Raw genomic sequence first — 20,856 nt, 5'->3', positions numbered from 1 at the left:
ACTGATGTTACAGGAAGGATGAATAAGTAAGATGAAAGTATATCTGATGCGGCATGGAGAAACCGATTACAATAAAAAAGGACTGATACAGGGAACACTTGACATTCCATTAAATGAATTCGGACTGGAATTAGCCGAAAAGACCAAAGAGGGATTCCAAAACGAAGGATTGACTTTTGACTACTGTTATTGCAGTCCGTTAATTCGTGCCAGACAGACGGCAGAGATTATTCTGCGAGGAACGGACACCCCGATTTCCTATGATGAACGTATCCGTGAAATGAACTTCGGAGAAGGGGAAGGACAGAAGCTTGCTGATCTCAGCTGGAATCCGGCCCTTAAAAATATTGATGCTTTATTTCATGCGCCGGAACAGTATCGTGCCACGGAACAGGGCGAAAGCTACGAAGCATTACTTGGCAGGGTGGAAGATTTTTTAAAGCATGAAATCCTTCCACTGGAAGAAAAAATGAAGCGTGTGCTCATCTGCTGTCATGGTGGAATCATCCGGGCATTTCTTGCATACATAAAAGGACTTGAAATCAAGGATTTCTGGAACAGCCACCAGCCAAACTGCAGTGTAAATATATTAGAAGTAAAGAATCAGAAAATAAGGATTCTCGAAGAACATAAAATTTATTACACACTGCCGGAAGAAAAGAAAGGAAGTATACTCTGATGCCAACTTGGAATTCCAGAGGATTAAGAGGTTCTACGTTAGAGGAATTTATCAACCGGACCAATGAAAAATATGCAGAGCATAATTTAGCAATGATACAGAAAATTCCGACACCGATTACACCAATTAATATTGATAAAGAAACAAGACATATTACCCTTGCCTATTTTGACCAGAAAAGTACCGTAGATTATATCGGGGCAGTACAGGGCATTCCGGTCTGCTTTGATGCCAAGGAATGTCACACCGATACGTTTCCTCTTGCCAATGTGCATGCTCACCAGATTCAGTTTATGCAGGATTTTGAAAATCAGCAGGGTATTTCTTTTATTCTGATATTTTATACCCAACGGGATGAATTTTACTATATGCCATTCCGACAGCTTTATGAATTCTGGGAGAGAGCCCAGAATGGCGGACGGAAGAGCTTCCGGCTAGAAGAATTAAATCCGGAATTTTTCCTGCCAAAGAAGTCGGGAATCCTGGTTCCCTATCTGGAAGGCTTGAAAAAAGATTTGGAGCTAAGGGATTGACAATTATTTCCAGGTAATATATACTAGGAAAAGCAATTCACCGTGGTAGCATGGTAGCACGCTAAAGTGCTTTGAGAAAAACTGGAGGTTTATATGAAAAATCAATTGTTACATACACCAGAGGGTGTCCGGGATATTTATAATGAAGAGTGTGAAAAAAAATTAGAGCTGCAGGATCGGCTGCATAAGGCTTTAAAACGGCACGGATACCACAGTATTCAGACACCGACCTTTGAATTTTTCGATATATTTGGAAAAGAAGTTGGAACCATTCCATCCAGCGAATTATATAAATTTTTTGACCGGGAAGGAAATACCCTTGTATTAAGACCGGATATTACACCATCTATTGCACGGTCTGCCGCAAAATATTTTATGGATGAGGATATGCCAATCCGCCTTTCTTATATGGGAAATACCTTTATTAATAACCATAGTTATCAGGGAAGATTAAAGGAATCCACCCAGCTTGGAGCAGAGTTAATCGGAGATGATACCGTAGATGCCGATGCAGAGATGATTGCCATGGCAATTGACGCATTAAAGAGCAGTGGTTTAAAGGATTTCCAGATTAGTGTGGGACATGTGGAATTTTTCCGTGGCTTAATGGAAGCGGCAGGACTTTCCGAAGAACAGGAAGAAGTTATCCGGGAACTGATTGCCAATAAGAATTTCTTTGGTGTAGAAGAAGAGATTTCCGACTGCTCCATGAACCAGAATTTAAAAGAATTATTCGGAATGCTTGGAACCATTTATGATAATGCATCTTCCTTTGAAGAAGCAAAGACCTATGCAGCTGATTATCCAAGGGTTTATAAAGCGATACGCAGACTGGAAGACTTAGATGCGGTGCTTAAAGTATATGACGTAGACAAATATGTGACCTATGAATTTGGTATGTTAAGCAGCTATCATTATTATACCGGAGTAATTTTTGCCGGTTATACTTACGGAAGCGGTGAACCGATTGTAAAGGGTGGCCGTTATGACAAGCTTCTTACTTATTTTGGAAAAGATGCAGCTTCCATTGGATTTGCGATAGTAGTAGACCAGTTAATGGCAGCAATTTCAAGACAGAAAATTGAGATTACCGTAAAACATGACAATCAGCTGATTGTATACAAACCGGAATACCGCAGGGAAGCAGTAAAGAAAGCCATTGCACTGAGGGCAAAGGACTGCAATGTGGAACTGATTGCCTGGGCAATGGATAAATCAAAAGCAGATTATGAAGCATATGCATTGCGAAATCAGATTGCAGAACTGACATTTATGGATGGAGAATAGAAATGGAAGATATGAGATATTTAACCTTTGCATTAGGTAAGGGAAGACTGGCAAATAAAACCTTAGAGACTTTTGAAAAAATCGGCATTACCTGTGAAGAAATGAAAGACAAGGATACCAGAAAACTTATTTTTGTCAATGAAGAATTAAAGCTTCGTTTCTTCCTTGCCAAGGGACCGGATGTACCAACTTATGTAGAATATGGTGCGGCAGATATCGGTATTGTGGGAAAGGATACAATTTTAGAGGAAGCAAGAAATATTTATGAAGTATTGGATTTGGGCTTTGGAAAATGCAGAATGTGTATCTGCGGTCCAAAAGAATCCAAAGAATTATTACAGCATCACGAATTGATCCGTGTGGCAACCAAATATCCGCGCATTGCAAAAGACTATTTTTATAATAAGAAACATCAGACTGTAGAAATTATCAAATTAAACGGTTCCATCGAACTTGCCCCGATTGTTGGACTTTCTGAGGTAATATGTGATATTGTAGAGACAGGCTCAACCTTACGTGAAAACGGACTTGAAGTATTAGAAGAAGTTTGTCCGCTTTCTGCCCGGATGGTCGTAAATCAGGTTAGTATGAAAATGGAACATGAGCGGATTACGAAATTAATTACAGATTTAAAATCGGTATTAAAGGAGGCATAAACATGCGTATTTTAGAGTTGACAGAAGAGACAAAGGGTAATATATTAGAGAATCTTTTAAAGAGAAGCCCCAACAGCTACGGCAAATTTGAAGCCAGCGTACAGGAAATCATTGAAACGGTACGTGCCAACAGAGATGCTGCATTATTTGACTATACAGCGAGATTTGATGGCGCAACGATTCATAAAGATAATATTTTAGTAACAGAAGAAGAGATTAAGGAGGCTTATGATGCAGTAGATCCGAAGCTCCTTGAAGTCATCCGGAAATCTCTTGTAAATATCCGTACCTATCATGAAAAACAGCGTCAGAACAGCTGGTTTGACAGCCAGGATAAAGGTATTATCTTAGGTCAGAAAGTAACCGCATTAGCCCGTGTCGGTGTTTATGTACCGGGTGGAAAAGCCGTTTATCCTTCTTCCGTACTGATGAATATTGTTCCGGCCAAGGTTGCCGGAGTTGATGAAATTATTATGACAACACCGCCTGGAAAAGATGGTAAGGTAAATCCTTCTACATTGGTTGCAGCAAGAGAAGCTGGTGCAGACCGCATCTATAAAGTAGGAGGTGCACAGGCAATTGCAGCTCTCGCCTTTGGTACCGAAAGCATTCCAAAAGTAGATAAAATTGTTGGCCCTGGAAATATTTATGTAGCTTTAGCGAAAAAAGCCGTATTCGGTTATGTCAGCATAGACTCCATCGCCGGACCAAGTGAGATTTTAGTATTAGCAGATGAAACAGCCAATCCAAGATATGTTGCAGCCGACCTTTTATCCCAGGCAGAGCATGATGAAATGGCTTCCGCAATTTTGATTACCACAAGCCGTGAACTGGCAGAGCGTGTTTCTGAGGAAGCAGCAAAATTTACCGCACAGCTTTCCAGAAAAGAAATCATCCAGAAATCCTTAGATAACTATGGATATATTTTAATTGCAGATAATATGGAGGAAGCCATTGCTGCAGTAAATGAAATTGCATCCGAACATATGGAAATTGTAACAAAGAATCCATTTGAAGTTATGACCAAGGTAAGAAATGCCGGAGCAATTTTCATCGGTGAATACAGCAGTGAACCGCTTGGTGATTATTTTGCAGGACCAAACCACGTTCTTCCAACCAATGGAACCGCAAAATTCTTCTCTGCATTATCCGTAGATGATTTTATTAAGAAATCCAGCATTATTTCCTATTCCAGGGAAGCATTAGAGGAAGTATATAAAGATATTGCCCAGTTTGCAGAGTGCGAACAGTTGACGGCACATGCAAATTCCGTTAAAGTAAGATTTGAAGACGAAAACTAAACGGAGGTTTGTTTCATGGAACAAAGACGTATTGCAGAATATACAAGAAAAACAAAAGAAACCGATATTTACCTTTCCTTTGATTTGGACGGCAGAGGGGATGCAAAGGTAGATACCGGAATTGGATTTTTCGACCATATGTTAGATGGCTTTGCAAGACATGGATTATTTGATTTAAATGTCAAAGTGACCGGAGATCTGGTGGTGGACTGTCATCATACCATTGAAGATACCGGAATCGTCCTTGGCAATGCCATTAAAAAAGCAGTCGGTGACAAAAAGGGTATCAAACGTTTTGGAAGCTGTATGCTGCCAATGGATGAGACACTGGTGCTTTGTGCGGTAGATTTATCCGGAAGACCGTATCTATCCTTTGATGCAGAATTCACCACAGACCGTGTGGGTTATATGGATACTGAGATGGTAAAAGAATTCTTTTATGCCATTTCCTATAGCGCCGGAATGAATTTACATCTTAAGGTCATTACAGGCGGAAATAACCATCATATGATTGAAGCCATGTTTAAGGCATTTGCAAAGGCATTGGATGAGGCAACCATCATTGACCCGCGTATTACCGACATATTATCAACGAAAGGCAGTTTATAGGTGAGCATATGAAACACAAGAATATAGTAGCAACCATTTATCTGAAAAACGGAGAGGCAGTAAAGAGCCCGAGTGACCTTAGTTCTGCAGGAGATTTAAAAGAACTTACCAAGCTTTATAATGACAGTGGAATTGATAAGATTTTAATCTATGACTTATCAACCGATGATGAAGAGCATGAGAAAAATATTCATACGGTAAAAGATATTTTCCGTACTGTAGAGATTCCGATTTATGCAGGTGGAAATATCAACCGTCTGGAAGACATTAAGAAATTTATCTATGCTGGATGTAAACAGGTTGTTTTAAACGGTGCCAAATCTGTCAGCATGTCTTTGGCGGAGGAAGGTGCAAAACGATTCGGAAAAGACCGTATGATAGTTTCTGTAAAGAATATTGATTTCTTATTCAAACACAAAGATGAACTGGATGAATATTTCCATGAAATGATTGTTCTTGATCCATCCATGATGGACGGAGTAGAAAATATTACAAATCTGCCATATGTCGTTCAGTATGATAATTATGACAAGGATGCACTGGTGGATGTATTAAACCGTGAAAATGTCAGAGGAATCTGTGGTGCATTTATTAATGATACCAGGACAGATATCATGAAATTAAAGACAGAATTTGCAGCCAGCGGAATCCGTATGGACAATTTTGCTCCGGCATTAAAATGGAGTGATTTCAAATTGAATTCGGATGGAATGGTACCTGTTGTAGTACAGGATTACCGTACCGATGAAGTACTTATGGTAGCTTATATGAATGAAGAAGCGTTCAATACCACCATTTCCAGCGGAAAGATGACTTATTACAGCCGCAGCCGTAAGGCATTGTGGATGAAGGGTGAGACCAGTGGCCATATCCAGTATGTGAAATCTTTAACGGCAGACTGTGACTTTGATACCATTCTTGCAAAGGTATCCCAGATTGGCGTGGCATGTCATACCGGAGCACCAAGCTGCTTTTTTAATGAAATTGTCAAGAAAGAATATGCTGAGAAAAATCCACTGCAGGTATTTGAGGATGTCTACTCCATTATTGCGGATCGTAAGATTCATCCAAAGGAAGGCTCTTATACCAACTACCTTTTCGATAAGGGAATTGATAAGATTTTAAAGAAGGTCGGCGAAGAAGCAACCGAGATTGTCATTGCCGCAAAGAATCCGGAACCGGAAGAGATTATTTATGAAATTTCAGATTTCCTTTATCATGCAATGGTATTGATGGTAGAAAAAGGCGTAACATGGGAGGATGTTACCCAGGAACTTGCCCAGAGATAATATACATAGTTCCTGCACTTTCTGCATAGATTACAGCAGAATAACAATCAGGCAATGATATGCAGAAAGGTGCGATTTATTTGGAACAGGATTATATTGCAAACAGACGGGAATATATTCTTCGTGCCAGAAATTCTTTTTCGGAATCACGGAAAGACACGGACGAGGAGTTAATAAACACAGGAAAAGCAGCCATTTGGAAAGTAAAATGGCTGCTTTGTATTTGCCTTTTTGTGGTGTTTGTTTTATGTGATAAAGGAAAGCTTCCTTTTCCGGGAACTGCCGGTGAAAAAGATACCAAATGGATGTACCGGCAATTAGAAGAAAACTATGATTATACAAAACTGCAAAAGTATGTTATGATGATTTCGGATTTTGCAAAAAATAAATAAGCGTTATTTTTTTACAAATCGGATTATGATATTTAAGAATGATTGAGGTACCAGATGAACACTTTAGCATTAAGTGATGAAATACTTTTAACAATTGATAAACCGGCCCGTTATATCGGAAACGAGCTGAATATGGTAAAGAAGAATCCGAAGGACGTTGACATCCGTTTTGCAATGTGCTTTCCGGATGTCTATGAAATCGGAATGTCTCACCTTGGCATTCAGATTTTATATGATATGTTTAATAAACGGGATGATGTATACTGCGAACGGGTTTATTCTCCGTGGCCGGATTTACACAAGATTATGAAAGAAAAAAATATTCCTTTATTTGCACTGGAAAGTCAGGAGCCGATTAAGGATTTTGATTTCCTTGGTATTACCATCCAGTATGAGATGTGCTATACCAATATTTTACAGATTCTTGATTTATCCCAGATTGCCATGCTGTCTTCTGAGCGAAAAGAAGATGACCCGATTGTAATCGGTGGCGGTCCTTGCAGCTATAATCCGGAGCCGATTGCAGATTTCTTTGATTTGTTCTATATCGGAGAAGGCGAAATTTCTTATACGGAATTATTTACGCTGTATAAGCAGTGCAGGAAAGAAAAGGTCAGCAGAAAGGAATTCTTACGCCGTGCAGCGTCTATTCCTGGAATCTATGTGCCTTCCATGTATGAGGTGGCTTATAAAGAAGATGGAACGATTGCATCCTTTACACCAAAATATGAGGATGTGCCGGCAACGGTAAAGAAACAGATTCAGATGGATATGTCCCATTCTGTTTACCCGGAGAAACCGGTTGTTCCTTTTATTAAAGCAACCCAGGATCGTGTGGTATTAGAGATTCAGCGTGGCTGTATCCGCGGCTGCCGTTTCTGTCAGGCAGGAATGATTTACCGTCCGGTCCGCGAAAAAGATGTAGAAGTCTTAAAACATTATGCTTACGAAATGTTAAAGAATACCGGACATGAAGAGATTTCTTTAAGTTCTTTAAGTTCCAGTGATTATTCGCAACTGGAAGAACTGGTTAATTTCCTGATTGATAACTTTAAGGATAAAGGCGTAAATATTTCTCTGCCATCTCTTCGTATCGATGCATTTTCCTTAGATGTTATGGGAAAAGTGCAGGATATCAGAAAGAGCAGCCTTACCTTTGCTCCGGAAGCCGGTTCCCAGCGTCTTCGTAATGTTATTAATAAAGGACTGACGGAAGAGGTGATTTTAAGTGGTGCCGGAATGGCGTTTGAAGGCGGCTGGAATAAAGTAAAGCTTTATTTCATGCTAGGACTTCCGACCGAGACGGAAGATGATATGCGTGCCATAGCAGAACTTGCCAATAAAATTGCAGTCCGTTATTATGAGATTCCAAAGGAAGAGCGGAATGGAAAATGTCAGATTACTATCAGTACCTCTTTCTTTGTACCAAAGCCATTTACTCCATTCCAGTGGGCGAGAATGTATGATAAGGACAGCTATCTTGGCAGAGCCAAGGTGGTAAATGATGCTGTAAAAGAACAGTTAAACCGCAAGAGCATCAAGTATAACTGGCATGAAGCAGATGTTACGGTATTAGAGGGTATTCTTGCAAGAGGAGACCGCCGGATTGCCCCTGCCTTGCTTAAGGTTTATGAAAAAGGTGGTATCTTTGATGCCTGGACGGAATTTTTTGATAATAACCGCTGGGTAGAGGCTTTTGCGGAATGTGGCATCGATACCGATTTCTATACCATGCGGGAACGTCCTCTGGATGAAATTTTCCCATGGGATTTTATTGATGATGGCGTTTCGAAAAAGTTCTTAATCCGCGAATGGGAACGTGCCAGAAAAGAAGAAGTAACTCCAAACTGCCGGATGCAGTGTCAGGGCTGTGGAGCTGCTCAGTTTAAGGGAGGTGTCTGCTTTGAAAATAAGAATTAAATTTCGAAAATATGGTGTAATGAAATTTATCGGACACCTTGATATGATGCGTTATTTCCAGAAAGCAATGCGTCGTGCTGAGATTGATATTGCATATTCCGAGGGATTTTCTCCGCATCAGATTATGTCTTTTGCGGCACCGCTGGGAGTTGGAATCACCAGTGATGGAGAATATCTTGATATTGAAGTACATTCTACCAGAAGTTCAATTGAATCCGTTAAGGCTTTAAATGATACCATGGTGGAAGGTGTTGAAATCGTATCTTACCGGATGCTGCCAGAGCATGCAAAAACAGCGATGTCCATTGTTGCCGCAGCAGACTATAAAGTATTTTATAAAGATAAGGTAAACTGTCCATTCGCTTTGGATGAACTGAAAGAAAAAGTGAAAGTATTTTATGAAGATGCTCCGGAGATTCTGGTTACGAAAAAGACAAAAAAAAGTGAAAAAGTCATGGACTTAAAACAGCTGGTATATGACTTTCAGGTTGAAGCGACCGATGGCTGTCCGTTCTTTTACCTTAAAGTATCCACAGGAAGCGTAGATAATGTAAAACCAGAGCTTTTGTTAGAAGCCTTTTACCGGTATCTGAATCTTCCTTATAACGAAATGCAGTTCCAGATTCATCGTGTAGATGTATATGCCAGAAAAGAAGACGGCACTCTGATTGCATTGGATGAAATGGGAGATGACATTCTTGAATAAATTTATCATTACAAGGCAGCATTATGTAGGCGACTCCTATTTTACGGCACTGTTAGATGAAAAGGACAAGTTTAGGGAAATTGCATTTCATCCGTTATCCGAAGAAAATCAGGTTGTACCGGGAATAATTTGTATTGCCAGGGTAAAAAAGATTGCCGCGAACTTAGATGCCGCTTTTGTGGACATTGCAAAGGGAGTAACCTGTTATCTGGAAACAGCACATATAAAAGATGCCTGGTTTTCGAAACAGTGCAGAAGCGGAAAGCTGACCGAAGGGGATGAACTTGTGGTGCAGATTACCAAAGAGGCAATCAAGACCAAGTATCCCATTGCAGATACCAAGATTTCCCTTACCGGAAAATATTTTGTCCTGACAAATGAAAAACGTCCCCTTGCCATTTCTTCTAAATTAAGTGCGGATGAAAAAGAAAGGTTAAGCAGTCAGGTACAGCTTTTCGAACAGATGCGGCTTTTTGAAAAAGAAGCAGTTACCGATACAAAGCAGAATGCCGGACAGGAAGAAAAAAGAAAGCCGCATAGTCTTATCGTAAGAACCAATGCGGCAGGAGCTTCTCCGGAAGAATTGGAAACAGAATACCGGAAACTTTTATCTGACTATCAGAAGTTAGCTGCAACTTTTCATTTCCGTACCTGTTACAGCATTCTGATGCTGCCAAAGAAATTTTATGAAAATGCCATCAATCACCTTTACCAGGAAGAGCTTGGTGAAATTATTACGGATGATAAGAATATCTATGAAGAGCTTCAACAGCTTTATGCCGGAAATCCTGATATTTTATCTAAGATACGGTTCTATGAAAATGATGCCATTTCATTAGGAACCCTTTATTCCTTTGAGACGCAGATACAGCGTGCAATATCGGAACGGGTCTGGATGAAGTCTGGTGCTTATCTTATCATTCAGCCAACGGAAGCTCTGACAGTTATCGATGTAAACAGTGGAAAGAATACTTCCGGAAAAAATGCAGAAGAATATTATTATAAGATTAATTTAGAAGCTGCTGCAGAGATTTCAAGACAGCTCCGGCTTCGTAATATTTCAGGAATTGTCATTGTGGATTTCATCAATATGGCAAAAGAAGAGCAAAGAAAAGAGCTGATGCACCAGTTCCGGTTATCCTTAAAAGAAGACCCGGTTCCGGTACGGCTTGTGGATATTACAAAGCTTGGCTTAGTGGAACTGACCCGGAAGAAGGAGCGTAAGACGCTTTTGGAGCAGGTGGCTCAGCTAAGATGATAGCAGCTGCAAAAGCCACATCAAGGTATCTATCAAGATATGCAAAGAAATATCTGAATACAATACCCGAAAGTACCTGAAAAATAATTAAAATTATAGCGTTAAATAGTTGACGAATCGTAATTCGTGTGCTATGATACAACAGTATGCCGCACAGTGAGGTATAAGTCTATCGTAAGGATAGCACCACAACTGGCGAGTAATGATAATAGGAGGTGCCATATGTACGCAATTATAGCAACAGGTGGTAAACAGTACAAAGTATCTGAAGGCGATATCATTACCATTGAAAAGCTTGGTGTTGAGGCTGGTGAGAAAGTAACTTTCGATCAGGTTTTAGCAGTATCTGACAACGGATTAAAAGTTGGTGCAGACGCAGCTAACGCAACTGTAGAAGCTTCTGTAGTAAAAGAAGGCAGAGCTAAGAAAGTTATCGTTTACAAGTATAAGAGAAAAACCGGCTATCACAAGAAGAACGGTCATAGACAGGCGTTCACACAGGTGAAAATCGAAAAAATTAATGCGTAATCGATAGGAAATTGTTATGACAAAGATAACGATTTTTCGAAACCAGAAACAAGAGTATCTTGCTTTTTCCTGTGTCGGACATGCTGAATATGCAGATGCCGGAGAGGATATTGTATGTGCAGGAATTTCGGTTCTTGTGATTAATACAATCAATGCCCTTGGAATGTTCACAAAAGAACAGTTCAAGACCAATCAGGACGAAGAGACCGGATTGATTTCCGTATCTTTTGAGCAGCCGGCAGGACATGATGCAAAGTTACTTTTGGACACAATGGTTTTAGGCTTACAGGGAATACAAAACAATTATGGAAATGATTACATCATTTTAAACTTCAAGGAGGTGTAGAACATGTTGAATATGAACCTTCAGTTTTTTGCTCATAAAAAGGGAGTTGGTTCTACTAAGAACGGTAGAGATTCTGAATCCAAGAGATTAGGTGCAAAAAGAGCAGACGGACAGTTCGTTAAGGCTGGTAACATTTTATACAGACAGCGTGGAACAAAGATTCATCCAGGCGTTAACGTTGGTATCGGCGGAGATGATACTTTATTCGCATTAACAGACGGTGTTCTTAGATTTGAAAGAAAAGGCAGAGATAAGAAACAGGCTTCTGTTTATCCAGTAGCAACAAACGAATAAGATGCATGATAGACCCGACACGAAAGCGCCGGGTCTATTTTCACTTATAGGAAACTATATTTTAACTTGAAGTAATTTAGAAGCACTTAAAGTTATCATTCGATTACAGTAACTGATGTTTGTTCACAATCAATAATGAGGTAGAAAATTATGTTTGCCGACAGTGCAAAAATTATTATAAAATCAGGAAAAGGCGGTAACGGTCATGTGAGCTTCCGCCGTGAAAAATATGTTCCGGATGGCGGTCCGGACGGTGGTGACGGAGGAAAAGGCGGCGATATCATCTTTGAAGTAGATGACAGCATGAACACCTTAAATGATTTCCGCCATAAACACAAATGGGCTGCAGAAAACGGAGAAGAAGGAAAGAAACGAAACTGCCACGGAAAAAAAGGTGAAGACCTTGTCATCCATGTTCCTGCCGGAACCATTATCCGTGATGCAGCTACCGATAAGGTAATTGCAGATATGTCCGGTGAGAATAAAAGACAGATTATTTTAACCGGTGGAAAGGGTGGACTTGGCAATCAGCATTTTGCAACCTCTTCCATGCAGGCACCGAAATATGCACAGCCGGGGCAGGAAGCCCTGGAACTTGAAGTTCGACTGGAACTTAAAGTAATTGCTGACGTTGGATTAGTCGGTTTTCCAAATGTTGGAAAATCAACTTTATTATCCAGTTCCACCAATGCAACACCAAAGATTGCAAATTATCATTTTACAACTTTAAATCCGATTCTTGGTGTTGTTGATTTAGGCGAAGGTGCCGGATTTGTCATGGCTGATATTCCGGGACTGATTGAAGGCGCATCCGAAGGAATCGGTCTTGGACATGAATTCTTAAAGCATATAGAGCGTACCAAGGTTATCATTCATGTCGTGGATGCTGCCGGAACAGAAGGCAGAGACCCAATTGCAGATATTCATGCCATTAACCAGGAGCTGGAATCCTTTAATCCGGAATTATTAAAGAAACCTCAGGTCATTGCAGCAAATAAAATTGATGCTATTTATGAAGGCAATAATGAAATTATTGAGAAATTAAAAGAAACCTTTGAGCCATCCGGCATTAAAGTATTTCCAATTTCTGCGGTCAGCCGTCAGGGTGTCCGTGAGTTAATGTTTTATGTGAAGAGTCTTTTAGATGAAATGGACGATACTCCGGTCATCTATGAACAGGAATTCTTCCCGGATTCCAGAGCATTAGAGGGTGAACCTTATACCATTGAGGTTGATCCGGAAGATGGTGCTTATGTTGTAGAAGGTCCTAAAATTGATAAAATGCTGGGTTACACCAATATTGATTCGGAGAAAGGTTTCCTTTTCTTCCAGAAATTCTTAAAAGAACAGGGAATCTTAAAGGAATTAGAGGCTAAGGGTATTCAGGAAGGTGACACCGTCCGTATGTATGGACTTGAATTCGATTATTATAAGGAGTAAATCATTATGGAATTAACGAGTAAGCAGCGTTCCCATTTAAGAGGAATGGCAAGTACGATAAATCCAATTTTTCAGATTGGAAAGGCATCTCTTACACCGGAAATTATTTCAGCAGTAGATGATGCCATTGAAAAACGTGAATTAATCAAGATTTCTGTATTAAAAAACTGTGCAGATGATCCTCGCGAATTAGGCGAAATAATTGCAGAGCGTACGCATGCACAGGTGGTTGCGGTAACTGGTAAAAAAATCGTTCTTTACCGTAAATCAAAGAAACATCCAAAGATTGAATTGTTATAAACGAAAGCTTTTATACCTTGGAAGGGTGGTAGAAGATTGAAGAAAGTGCGTATTGGAATTATTGGCGGAACCTTTGATCCGATTCATATCGGGCATCTGATTATTGCACAGAATGCGGTAACACAATATCATTTAGACCAGATTCTTTTTATTCCAACGGGACATTCGCCTCATAAGGATGATAAAGAGATTGAACAGTCTGCCCACCGGCTGGAAATGATTCGCCTGTCGATTAAAAATAATCCGGATTTTTATTTTTCGGCCATGGAGATTAATGCAGCCCGTACCAGTTATACGTATCTGACGCTGCAGGAGCTTCATCGGACCTATCCGGACTGGGAACTCTATTTCATTATGGGAGCAGATTCCCTTGATTATCTGGATAAATGGATGGAGCCGGCAGAAATTTGCCGTCTTGCAACGCTTTTAGTTGCCATCAGAGACGATTTGGATATGAACCGGATAAAGAATAAGGCTGCAGAGTTAAAGCGGCTCTATTCGGCAGATATAAGGCCGATTATCACACCAAATGTTTCCGTTTCTTCTCATAATATCCGGGAGCGGGTAGCAAAAGGGGAACCGATACGTTACCTTGTCACACCGGAAGTGGAAGAATATATTGCCCATCAGTGTTTATATCAGGAGGATGAAGGTCAGACACCAATGAACGAAAGATTAAATAAGATAAAAAAAACATTAAAAAAGGAATTGGATAAAGACCGTTACGAGCATACTTTAGGGGTCATGTATACTTCAGCCTGTCTTGCCATGGCAAATGGTTATGATATGGAAAAGGCTCAGCTTGCAGGTCTGCTTCACGATTGTGCCAAATGTATTCCAAATGAAAAAAAGTTAAAAATATGTGCAAAGAATAACATTCCTGTCACGCAGGTGGAAAAGGATAATCCTTTTTTACTTCATGCTAAAGTCGGTGCATTTCTTGCCAGAGTATTATATGAGGTAGAGGACGAAGAGATTCTTCATGCAATTTCTGTTCATACCACCGGGGCACCGGCAATGAATACACTGGATAAAATCGTATTTATTGCGGATTATATCGAACCAAAACGGGATAAAGCAGCAAACCTAAAAGAAATCAGAAAAACAGCCTTTGAAGATTTAGATGAAGCACTGAAAATGATTTTAAGTGATACCATTCATTATCTCAATGGCAGTAAAAATGATAAAAATATCGATCCAATGACAATTGAAACATATCATTACTATACAGGAGGTTCTCATGAATAAACAGTCGAAAGAAATGGCGAAGATTGCATATCAGGCATTATCGGAAAAGAAGGCAGAAGATATCCGTATTATTGATATCAGTGAAATATCTGTTATCGCAGATTATTTTATTATCGCCAGTGGAAGTAATGCCAACCAGTTACAGGCTATGCAGGACAGCGTAGATGAACAGTTATATAAAGCCGGTTATCATGCAAAACAGATTGAAGGAAATCAGCGTTCCAGCTGGATTCTGATGGACTACAGTGATATTATCGTTCATATCTTCTCAAAAGAAGATCGTCTCTTCTACGATTTAGAGCGCATCTGGAGAGATGGAAAAGATATTGACCCGGAAGAACTTTAAGAAATATATAGTTAAGAAGTATATTATGAAAAGGTATATATAAAAAGTTATATAATAAGATGTGCATATCAGGAAGGCACTATCGTACAAACACAGTCTGTATGGTAGAGCCTTCTTTCTAAAATATACTTACTTAATAAGCCTGAAATTATTACTAAGCCAGGAAACGGAATACGCCGAATACCTTTCCAAGAATAGAACATTCTTTCACAATAATTGGATCCATGGAATCATTTTCTGGCTGCAGACGATAATAACCATCCTCCTTATAAAAGGTCTTAACCGTTGCAGAATCATCTACAAGAGCAACCACAATATCACCATTAGATGCAGTAGACTGACGCTTTACAAGAACATTATCCCCATCGAAAATACCTGCATTAATCATACTTTCTCCCTTAACTCGAAGCATAAAGCTTTCTGCATTTGGCATAAACTCTGCCGGAATAGGAAAATAGCTGGTAATATTTTCTACTGCAAGAATCGGCTGTCCTGCAGCAACACTTCCTACCATAGGAACATTAACAACCTCACGTCTGGTTAAATTAAAGCTGTCATCAATGATCTCAATTGCTCTTGGCTTCGTAGGGTCACGTCTGATATATCCATTCTTCTCAAGAGTTTCCAGATGAGAATGAACCGAAGAAGTTGATTTCAGATTAACTGCTTCACAAATTTCACGAACAGCAGGTGGGTATCCTTTATTTAAAATTTCCTGTTTAATATATTCAAGAATTTCCTTTTGTTTTGAACTGATTTTTCCGTATGCCATCTCATTACCTCCTTTTTATATTCTAAGTCTAACATATGTTCACAGAAAAAGCAAACACATATTCCGAAAATTTGTTCGCTTTTCTTCTTGACAAACGAATGTTCCCTATATATAATGCATGTATAAACAAATGTTCGCAACAGACGTTCGAAAGGAGACGAAACAATGAATCGTGATAATAGAGTATATGGATACAACGAATATAAAGAATACTACGGAAGGGGAAATAGAATGGACAACAGGCGCAGATATATGGATGGAACTCAGTATACATCGAATCGTACGATGGCAATTCGTGCAAACGGAAGAAGAAACAAAGCATATATGTGCCAGATTCAAAGATATCTTATTATTTCTTTTCTGGCAGTGCTTTTAACCATCCTTGGTGTTATTTTAGGAAGCAACCTGCTTGCTTCTTCACAGAGCAAAGCTTCCAATGAGGTAAATACCTATAAATATTATACCAGCATTGAAGTACAGAAAGGGGATACTCTCTGGACGATTGCCCAGCAATATGCCGGTGATGATGCCGATTATGCCTCTTATATCGAAGAAGTAAAAGAGATGAACCAGTTGACCAGTGATACCATCCATGCGGGAGAGTACCTTACTGTTTCTTATTCTTCCAGTGAATTTAAATAGGATTTCAGATATGACAGAACACAGACCGCTTTTAGATAAATTAGATACCTTTCTGGATAAATAAGATATGCAAGAAGAGATTTTGTTTTAATGCTATTTTAAATATTATTTTTAATTTTATATTGACTTTCCATAGTAACCATATTAATATAGTAGGAAATAAGAAAAAGTATTGTTTTCAACTACATATATCAAATTACATTATTTTAGACAAATGGAGGTTTACTATGAAAGAAATATTATGCTTTGGCGATTCAAATACTTACGGTTTAATTCCTGGCACAAAAGAGAGATATGGACGTGATACCAGATGGACAGGTCTTTTAGAACAACATTTATATGAAAAAGGTTATCGTATTATAGAAGAAGGTTTATGCGGTAGAACCACCGTCTTTGAAGATGAGCTAAGAGAGGGACGGAAGGGGGCTGCCTTACTTCCGACACTGTTAGAAAGCCACGCTCCAATTGACCGGGTTGTTCTTATGTTAGGAACGAATGACTGCAAAAGCTTATATAATGCATCAGCAGAAGTAATCGGACTTGGAATAGAACAATTATTAAAACAGATCCGGAAAATTGATTCAGATACCCGTATTTTGTTAATTTCTCCAATCCAATTAGGTGAAGGAGTTTGGGAGCCGGAGTTTGATCCTGAATTTAATCAAAAATCTGTTGAAGTATCTAAAAAACTAAAATCCGTTTATCAAAGAATTGCCCTAAAATATAACTGCGATTTTCTCGCTGCATCTGATATTGCAGCACCAAGCAGTGCTGATAGAGAACATTTAAATGAAGAGGGACATCAGAAGCTGGCAGAAGCAGTCCTTAAAGTGATTGCAGCATAATATGCTAAGAAATTTAAAATAAAAATTTATCAGAAAAGAAAGAATAGTTGTCGAATTTTCGGAATGTGGTATAATAGTTATGTATTATTTTACGCATAGTACAAGATTAAAATATCAAGGAGTTAGAAAATGTTACGTTTTATATATGTTATTCTAATGAATCTTTTTCGAGCCCCATATATTATACCGAAAATGAGAAAGTGGGCAGATCATCCGGAAAAATATTCGGAAGAAGAACGATATAAACTGGTTCGTCATGTCATTTATTTAATGAAGCGTTCCGGTAAAATCAAGACTGTAGCCTATGGCGAAGAAAATCTTCCAAAAGAAGGTGGATATGTTATGTATCCGAATCATCAGGGTAAATATGATGCTCTTGGTATCATAAGCACTCATAAGGAACCTTGTTCCCTTGTTATGGACGAAGCAAAATCCCATACTATTCTGGTAAGTGAATTTGTTGACTTACTTCAGGGTAAGCGTTTAATAAAAGATAATGTCCGTCAGGCTTTGAAAATTATTACCGAAGTTTCAGAAGATGTAAAGAACGGAAAGAAATACATTCTTTTTCCGGAAGGTGGTTACGAATTCAATAACCGTAATCGTGTCTGTGATTTTAAAGCGGGTAGTTTTAAATCTGCAATAAAAGCACATGTACCAATTGTACCAATTGCGCTGATTGATTCCTACAAAGTCTTTAACAGTTTTTATCTGTGGCCGATTACTACACAGGTTCATTATTTGGAGCCGATTTATTACGAAGAGTATAAAGATATGAAATCCAAAGAAATTGCCGAATTAGTAAAACAGCGGATTCAGGATAAGATATCAAGTATTTTATAAGATTCCTTTTATTATCTTATATTAAAACAGTTTCCCTTCTGGTGATTATAAATATATTTTTACTTTTATAATACCGGAAGGGAAACTGTTTTTCTTATAAAATATTAATTATAATATAATGATAAGAATGCTTATTTTTATTCATCCCGCAAATGAATATATTTTGGAGCAGTTCTTCGACGTTCATCCTCTAAGGCCGCATAATGCTTTTTCGTGGTATTTACATCTTTATGGCCTAAAACATCAGCCACCAGATAAATATCGCCTGTTTCGCGATATAGTGACGTTCCATAGGTACTTCTTAATTTATGCGGTGTAATATTCTTCATGGTAGTAATTAATTTTGAGTATTTTTTTACCAGATTTTCTACTGCCCGGACACCGATTCGTTTCTTCTGCATGGAAAGGAAGAGGGCATGGGTGCTTCCTTCCACAGCTTCAATGGTATTTCTTTCTTCCAGATAATTCAAAAGAGCAGTGCGAACCTCATCACCGAAGTATACAACGACTTCTGCACCACCTTTTCGATGTACTTTGATTCCGTTGTTACGAAAGTCTACATCTGTGATATCAAGTCCCACACATTCAGAAACACGGATTCCTGTTCCTAAAAGCAATGTCATAATTGCAAGGTCACGACATTTGGTCTGTTCATGAAACTTTTGCTGGCGTTCGGTTAATTTTTCACCAGATTCAACTTCATCTAACAGCATAGCAACTTCATCTACATCAAGTCTCGTTATGGTTTTTTCGTGTTTTTTTGGCATCCGGACAAGCTGTGCAGGATTTTTTGTTATCATTTCTTTACAGAAATAGTAATTATAAAAGCTTCGTAAGCTTGCCAGTTTACGTGAAATGCCTCTTTCATCATTGGTATGCGCAACACCATCTTTTTCATAAACCCTTAAATAATCAAGATATTCCTCAATATCCATAGGCGAAATCTGGTCTAACAAATCGATGGTGAATTCATTTACCGGCTTTTTCGCACAAATGGGATTATTCTGATGTATGAAATCAAAAAATATACCTAAATCATATGCATAAGCCAATAGGGTCCGGGACGAAACAGACGCTTTCATTCCGATAAAAAACTCTCGGCAGAAGGGGGGCAGCTCCTTCTGAAGTTCACGTAACTTTAATTCATTTTTTGTATTTACTGATTCATAATATGCCTTTTCATTCATTGGATAATTGCCTCCAGTCTGGAATATTCCCATTTATAATTGCTGTAAATAAACGGTTCTTTACACCAGGATGATCTTTATTAAGCTGTTGTAATAAATCCTTGGCATACTGACGCTTTGTTTTTCCATCAAATGTACATGGATTTTTAACAACAGGAAGATTGTAATGATTTTTAAAACCAATTACATCGACTTCTGGAACATACATCAGTGGCCGGATAACATCGAGATTGCTACGGTCGAGATGTGTAACCGGTGGAAATGCATAAAATCTTCCTTCAAACATAAGAGAAAGCAGCATCGTTTCTATGATATCATCTTTATGATGGGCATAAGCAACCTTGTTGCAGCCAAACTCAATGACAGCATGATTCAATGCTCCTTTACGAAGCTTTGCACAAAGAGAGCAGGGGCTATTCTTTTTGTTCTGCTCTTTTATAATTGCCCCAATCTGTGTTGGAATAATATGATATGGCACATCCAGCTTCTGACACAATGCTTTGATTTCTGTTAAATCAAAATCCGGATATCCTAAATCAACTGTTATGGCAGTAAGAGAGTAGTGCACCGGATAAAATCTGCGTAAACCAGCCAGGGCATATAACAGCGTAAGACTGTCTTTTCCTCCGGAAATACCAACGGCAATAGAATCATTTTCCTTAATCATCTGAAAATCATCCATCGCCTTTCTGGTATAACTATATAATTTTTGAAGTTTCATGAATAGCCTCCAAGTTTTGTGTTTTACGAATACATTATACATGAAAACTACTGGAAAATCCATGTCTTTACATATATAATAGGATAAGAATATGTAATGAAAGGAATTATAGAAGAATGAAATTTGTAATACAGCGTGTTACACATGCCAAAGTTGAAGTTGAACAGAAAATTATTGGTTCCATTCAGAATGGCTACCTGGTATTAATCGGAATTGCTGAGGATGATAATGAAGAAATTGCAGATAAATTAGTTAAAAAGCTATTGGGATTAAGAATTTTTGCAGATGAGAATGGCAAGACAAATTTAAGTCTAAAGGATGTAAATGGATCCCTCTTGTTAGTTTCACAATTTACATTATATGCAGATTGCCGTAAGGGAAATCGACCGTCCTTTGTAAATGCAGGTAATCCAGAAAAAGCCAACGAATTATATGAATATATCATTGAAAAATGTCGTGACGAAGTTCCGGACGTACAAACTGGTTCCTTTGGAGCAGATATGAAGATAACTTTGCTGAATGACGGTCCATTTACAATTATATTAGATTCAAAAGACTTGATGTAAAATCTGCTTTGTGCGTTGATAAGGTATATATAGTGGTAGTGAAGTATCTATTCGCAAAACTCGCTCGTAGTTTTGCGAAAATGTAGGCAACGCCGGAATGGTAGTTTGTGCCATGCGATATTCATACTCTCCCCTTTGAGCATGGCGC

At 38.7% G+C, this 20,856-nt stretch carries 25 protein-coding genes and 1 pseudogene; 23 read left to right on the top strand and 3 right to left on the bottom strand.

Features of this window, described 5'->3' with window-relative positions; all coding sequences use genetic code 11:
- Positions 1-31: 31 nt before the first annotated feature.
- From DWW33_RS01385 to rsfS, 19 genes and pseudogenes are all read left to right on the top strand, one after another.
- On the top strand, positions 32-679 hold the full coding sequence (locus tag DWW33_RS01385; RefSeq protein ID WP_118087457.1) for a histidine phosphatase family protein: 648 nt from the start codon (positions 32-34) through the stop codon (positions 677-679).
- Positions 679-1,212: a Holliday junction resolvase RecU gene (locus tag DWW33_RS01380; protein WP_117698628.1), complete on the top strand. Its 534-nt coding sequence runs from the start codon at positions 679-681 to the stop codon at positions 1,210-1,212. The genes DWW33_RS01385 and DWW33_RS01380 overlap by 1 nt, the downstream gene beginning before the upstream one ends.
- Positions 1,213-1,305: 93 nt before the next feature.
- Positions 1,306-2,499 (top strand): ATP phosphoribosyltransferase regulatory subunit, encoded by a 1,194-nt coding sequence (gene hisZ / locus DWW33_RS01375; protein WP_117841073.1) that lies wholly within the window; start codon positions 1,306-1,308, stop codon positions 2,497-2,499.
- A 2-nt stretch (positions 2,500-2,501) separates the two neighbouring features.
- Positions 2,502-3,155: an ATP phosphoribosyltransferase gene (hisG, locus tag DWW33_RS01370; protein WP_118172565.1), complete on the top strand. Its 654-nt coding sequence runs from the start codon at positions 2,502-2,504 to the stop codon at positions 3,153-3,155.
- 2 nt (positions 3,156-3,157) lie between these two features.
- A complete protein-coding gene (gene hisD, locus DWW33_RS01365; RefSeq protein WP_117841071.1) occupies positions 3,158-4,456 on the top strand; it encodes a histidinol dehydrogenase in 1,299 nt (432 codons plus the stop codon).
- A gap of 15 nt (positions 4,457-4,471) precedes the next feature.
- On the top strand, positions 4,472-5,065 hold the full coding sequence (gene hisB / locus DWW33_RS01360; RefSeq protein ID WP_022243844.1) for an imidazoleglycerol-phosphate dehydratase HisB: 594 nt from the start codon (positions 4,472-4,474) through the stop codon (positions 5,063-5,065).
- An 8-nt stretch (positions 5,066-5,073) separates the two neighbouring features.
- Positions 5,074-6,354: a bifunctional phosphoribosyl-AMP cyclohydrolase/phosphoribosyl-ATP diphosphatase HisIE gene (gene hisIE / locus DWW33_RS01355; RefSeq protein ID WP_118172566.1), complete on the top strand. Its 1,281-nt coding sequence runs from the start codon at positions 5,074-5,076 to the stop codon at positions 6,352-6,354.
- An 80-nt stretch (positions 6,355-6,434) separates the two neighbouring features.
- The gene (locus DWW33_RS01350) at positions 6,435-6,746 is read left to right on the top strand and encodes a hypothetical protein (RefSeq protein ID WP_147404693.1); all 312 of its coding nucleotides are present in this window, start codon (positions 6,435-6,437) and stop codon (positions 6,744-6,746) included.
- Between the two features lie 54 nt (positions 6,747-6,800).
- Positions 6,801-8,666: a TIGR03960 family B12-binding radical SAM protein gene (locus tag DWW33_RS01345; RefSeq protein WP_118638708.1), complete on the top strand. Its 1,866-nt coding sequence runs from the start codon at positions 6,801-6,803 to the stop codon at positions 8,664-8,666.
- Entirely contained in the window at positions 8,650-9,372 is a 723-nt protein-coding gene (locus DWW33_RS01340; protein WP_118638707.1) for a TIGR03936 family radical SAM-associated protein, read from the top strand. Before DWW33_RS01345 ends, DWW33_RS01340 begins: the two co-directional genes overlap by 17 nt.
- On the top strand, positions 9,365-10,630 hold the full coding sequence (locus tag DWW33_RS01335) for a ribonuclease E/G (RefSeq protein ID WP_158561848.1): 1,266 nt from the start codon (positions 9,365-9,367) through the stop codon (positions 10,628-10,630). The genes DWW33_RS01340 and DWW33_RS01335 overlap by 8 nt, the downstream gene beginning before the upstream one ends.
- Positions 10,631-10,852: 222 nt before the next feature.
- Positions 10,853-11,158 (top strand): 50S ribosomal protein L21, encoded by a 306-nt coding sequence (gene rplU / locus DWW33_RS01330; protein WP_022243838.1) that lies wholly within the window; start codon positions 10,853-10,855, stop codon positions 11,156-11,158.
- A gap of 16 nt (positions 11,159-11,174) precedes the next feature.
- Entirely contained in the window at positions 11,175-11,504 is a 330-nt protein-coding gene (locus tag DWW33_RS01325; protein ID WP_022243837.1) for a ribosomal-processing cysteine protease Prp, read from the top strand.
- A 3-nt stretch (positions 11,505-11,507) separates the two neighbouring features.
- Positions 11,508-11,798 carry a 50S ribosomal protein L27 gene (gene rpmA, locus DWW33_RS01320; RefSeq protein ID WP_022243836.1) on the top strand — a complete coding sequence of 97 codons (291 nt, stop codon included), beginning with the start codon at positions 11,508-11,510 and terminating at the stop codon, positions 11,796-11,798.
- 150 nt (positions 11,799-11,948) lie between these two features.
- Complete coding sequence (obgE, locus tag DWW33_RS01315) at positions 11,949-13,238, top strand: GTPase ObgE (protein ID WP_117841065.1); 1,290 nt, start codon at positions 11,949-11,951, stop codon at positions 13,236-13,238.
- Between the two features lie 6 nt (positions 13,239-13,244).
- Positions 13,245-13,538: a ribosome assembly RNA-binding protein YhbY gene (gene yhbY, locus DWW33_RS01310; protein ID WP_117698619.1), complete on the top strand. Its 294-nt coding sequence runs from the start codon at positions 13,245-13,247 to the stop codon at positions 13,536-13,538.
- A gap of 45 nt (positions 13,539-13,583) precedes the next feature.
- A pseudogene (gene nadD, locus DWW33_RS16255) lies at positions 13,584-14,171 on the top strand (nicotinate-nucleotide adenylyltransferase); the annotation flags it as partial.
- 30 nt (positions 14,172-14,201) lie between these two features.
- Complete coding sequence (gene yqeK, locus DWW33_RS16250) at positions 14,202-14,786, top strand: bis(5'-nucleosyl)-tetraphosphatase (symmetrical) YqeK (protein WP_242997800.1); 585 nt, start codon at positions 14,202-14,204, stop codon at positions 14,784-14,786.
- Positions 14,779-15,132 carry a ribosome silencing factor gene (gene rsfS, locus DWW33_RS01300; protein WP_118172571.1) on the top strand — a complete coding sequence of 118 codons (354 nt, stop codon included), beginning with the start codon at positions 14,779-14,781 and terminating at the stop codon, positions 15,130-15,132. Before yqeK ends, rsfS begins: the two co-directional genes overlap by 8 nt.
- Before the next feature lie 154 nt (positions 15,133-15,286).
- Here rsfS and lexA read toward each other — a convergent pair whose 3' ends face one another.
- The gene (lexA, locus tag DWW33_RS01295) at positions 15,287-15,904 is read right to left on the bottom strand and encodes a transcriptional repressor LexA (protein ID WP_022243831.1); all 618 of its coding nucleotides are present in this window, start codon (positions 15,902-15,904) and stop codon (positions 15,287-15,289) included.
- A gap of 165 nt (positions 15,905-16,069) precedes the next feature.
- Here lexA and DWW33_RS01290 point away from each other — a divergent pair, with 165 nt between their 5' ends.
- The 3 genes from DWW33_RS01290 (at position 16,070) to DWW33_RS01280 (ending at position 18,234) form a co-directional block, all read left to right on the top strand.
- Positions 16,070-16,546 carry a LysM peptidoglycan-binding domain-containing protein gene (locus DWW33_RS01290; protein WP_118638706.1) on the top strand — a complete coding sequence of 159 codons (477 nt, stop codon included), beginning with the start codon at positions 16,070-16,072 and terminating at the stop codon, positions 16,544-16,546.
- A 227-nt stretch (positions 16,547-16,773) separates the two neighbouring features.
- Positions 16,774-17,391 carry an SGNH/GDSL hydrolase family protein gene (locus DWW33_RS01285; RefSeq protein ID WP_022243829.1) on the top strand — a complete coding sequence of 206 codons (618 nt, stop codon included), beginning with the start codon at positions 16,774-16,776 and terminating at the stop codon, positions 17,389-17,391.
- 129 nt (positions 17,392-17,520) lie between these two features.
- Positions 17,521-18,234 carry a lysophospholipid acyltransferase family protein gene (locus tag DWW33_RS01280; RefSeq protein WP_022243828.1) on the top strand — a complete coding sequence of 238 codons (714 nt, stop codon included), beginning with the start codon at positions 17,521-17,523 and terminating at the stop codon, positions 18,232-18,234.
- A 137-nt stretch (positions 18,235-18,371) separates the two neighbouring features.
- Here DWW33_RS01280 and DWW33_RS01275 read toward each other — a convergent pair whose 3' ends face one another.
- Together DWW33_RS01275 and DWW33_RS01270 are read right to left on the bottom strand one after the other, a co-directional pair.
- Positions 18,372-19,421 carry a tyrosine-type recombinase/integrase gene (locus DWW33_RS01275; protein ID WP_117946960.1) on the bottom strand — a complete coding sequence of 350 codons (1,050 nt, stop codon included), beginning with the start codon at positions 19,419-19,421 and terminating at the stop codon, positions 18,372-18,374.
- A complete protein-coding gene (locus tag DWW33_RS01270; RefSeq protein ID WP_118638705.1) occupies positions 19,414-20,142 on the bottom strand; it encodes a tRNA 2-thiocytidine biosynthesis TtcA family protein in 729 nt (242 codons plus the stop codon). The genes DWW33_RS01275 and DWW33_RS01270 overlap by 8 nt, the downstream gene beginning before the upstream one ends.
- 116 nt (positions 20,143-20,258) lie before the next feature.
- Between DWW33_RS01270 and dtd the strand changes: the two genes are divergently transcribed.
- Positions 20,259-20,708: a D-aminoacyl-tRNA deacylase gene (dtd, locus tag DWW33_RS01265; RefSeq protein WP_117946959.1), complete on the top strand. Its 450-nt coding sequence runs from the start codon at positions 20,259-20,261 to the stop codon at positions 20,706-20,708.
- Positions 20,709-20,856: the final 148 nt, after the last annotated feature.

The organism is Roseburia sp. AF15-21 (genome assembly GCF_003479505.1).
Classification (GTDB): domain Bacteria; phylum Bacillota; class Clostridia; order Lachnospirales; family Lachnospiraceae; genus Roseburia_C; species Roseburia_C amylophila.
This window is presented reverse-complemented; position numbering and strand designations above follow the sequence as displayed.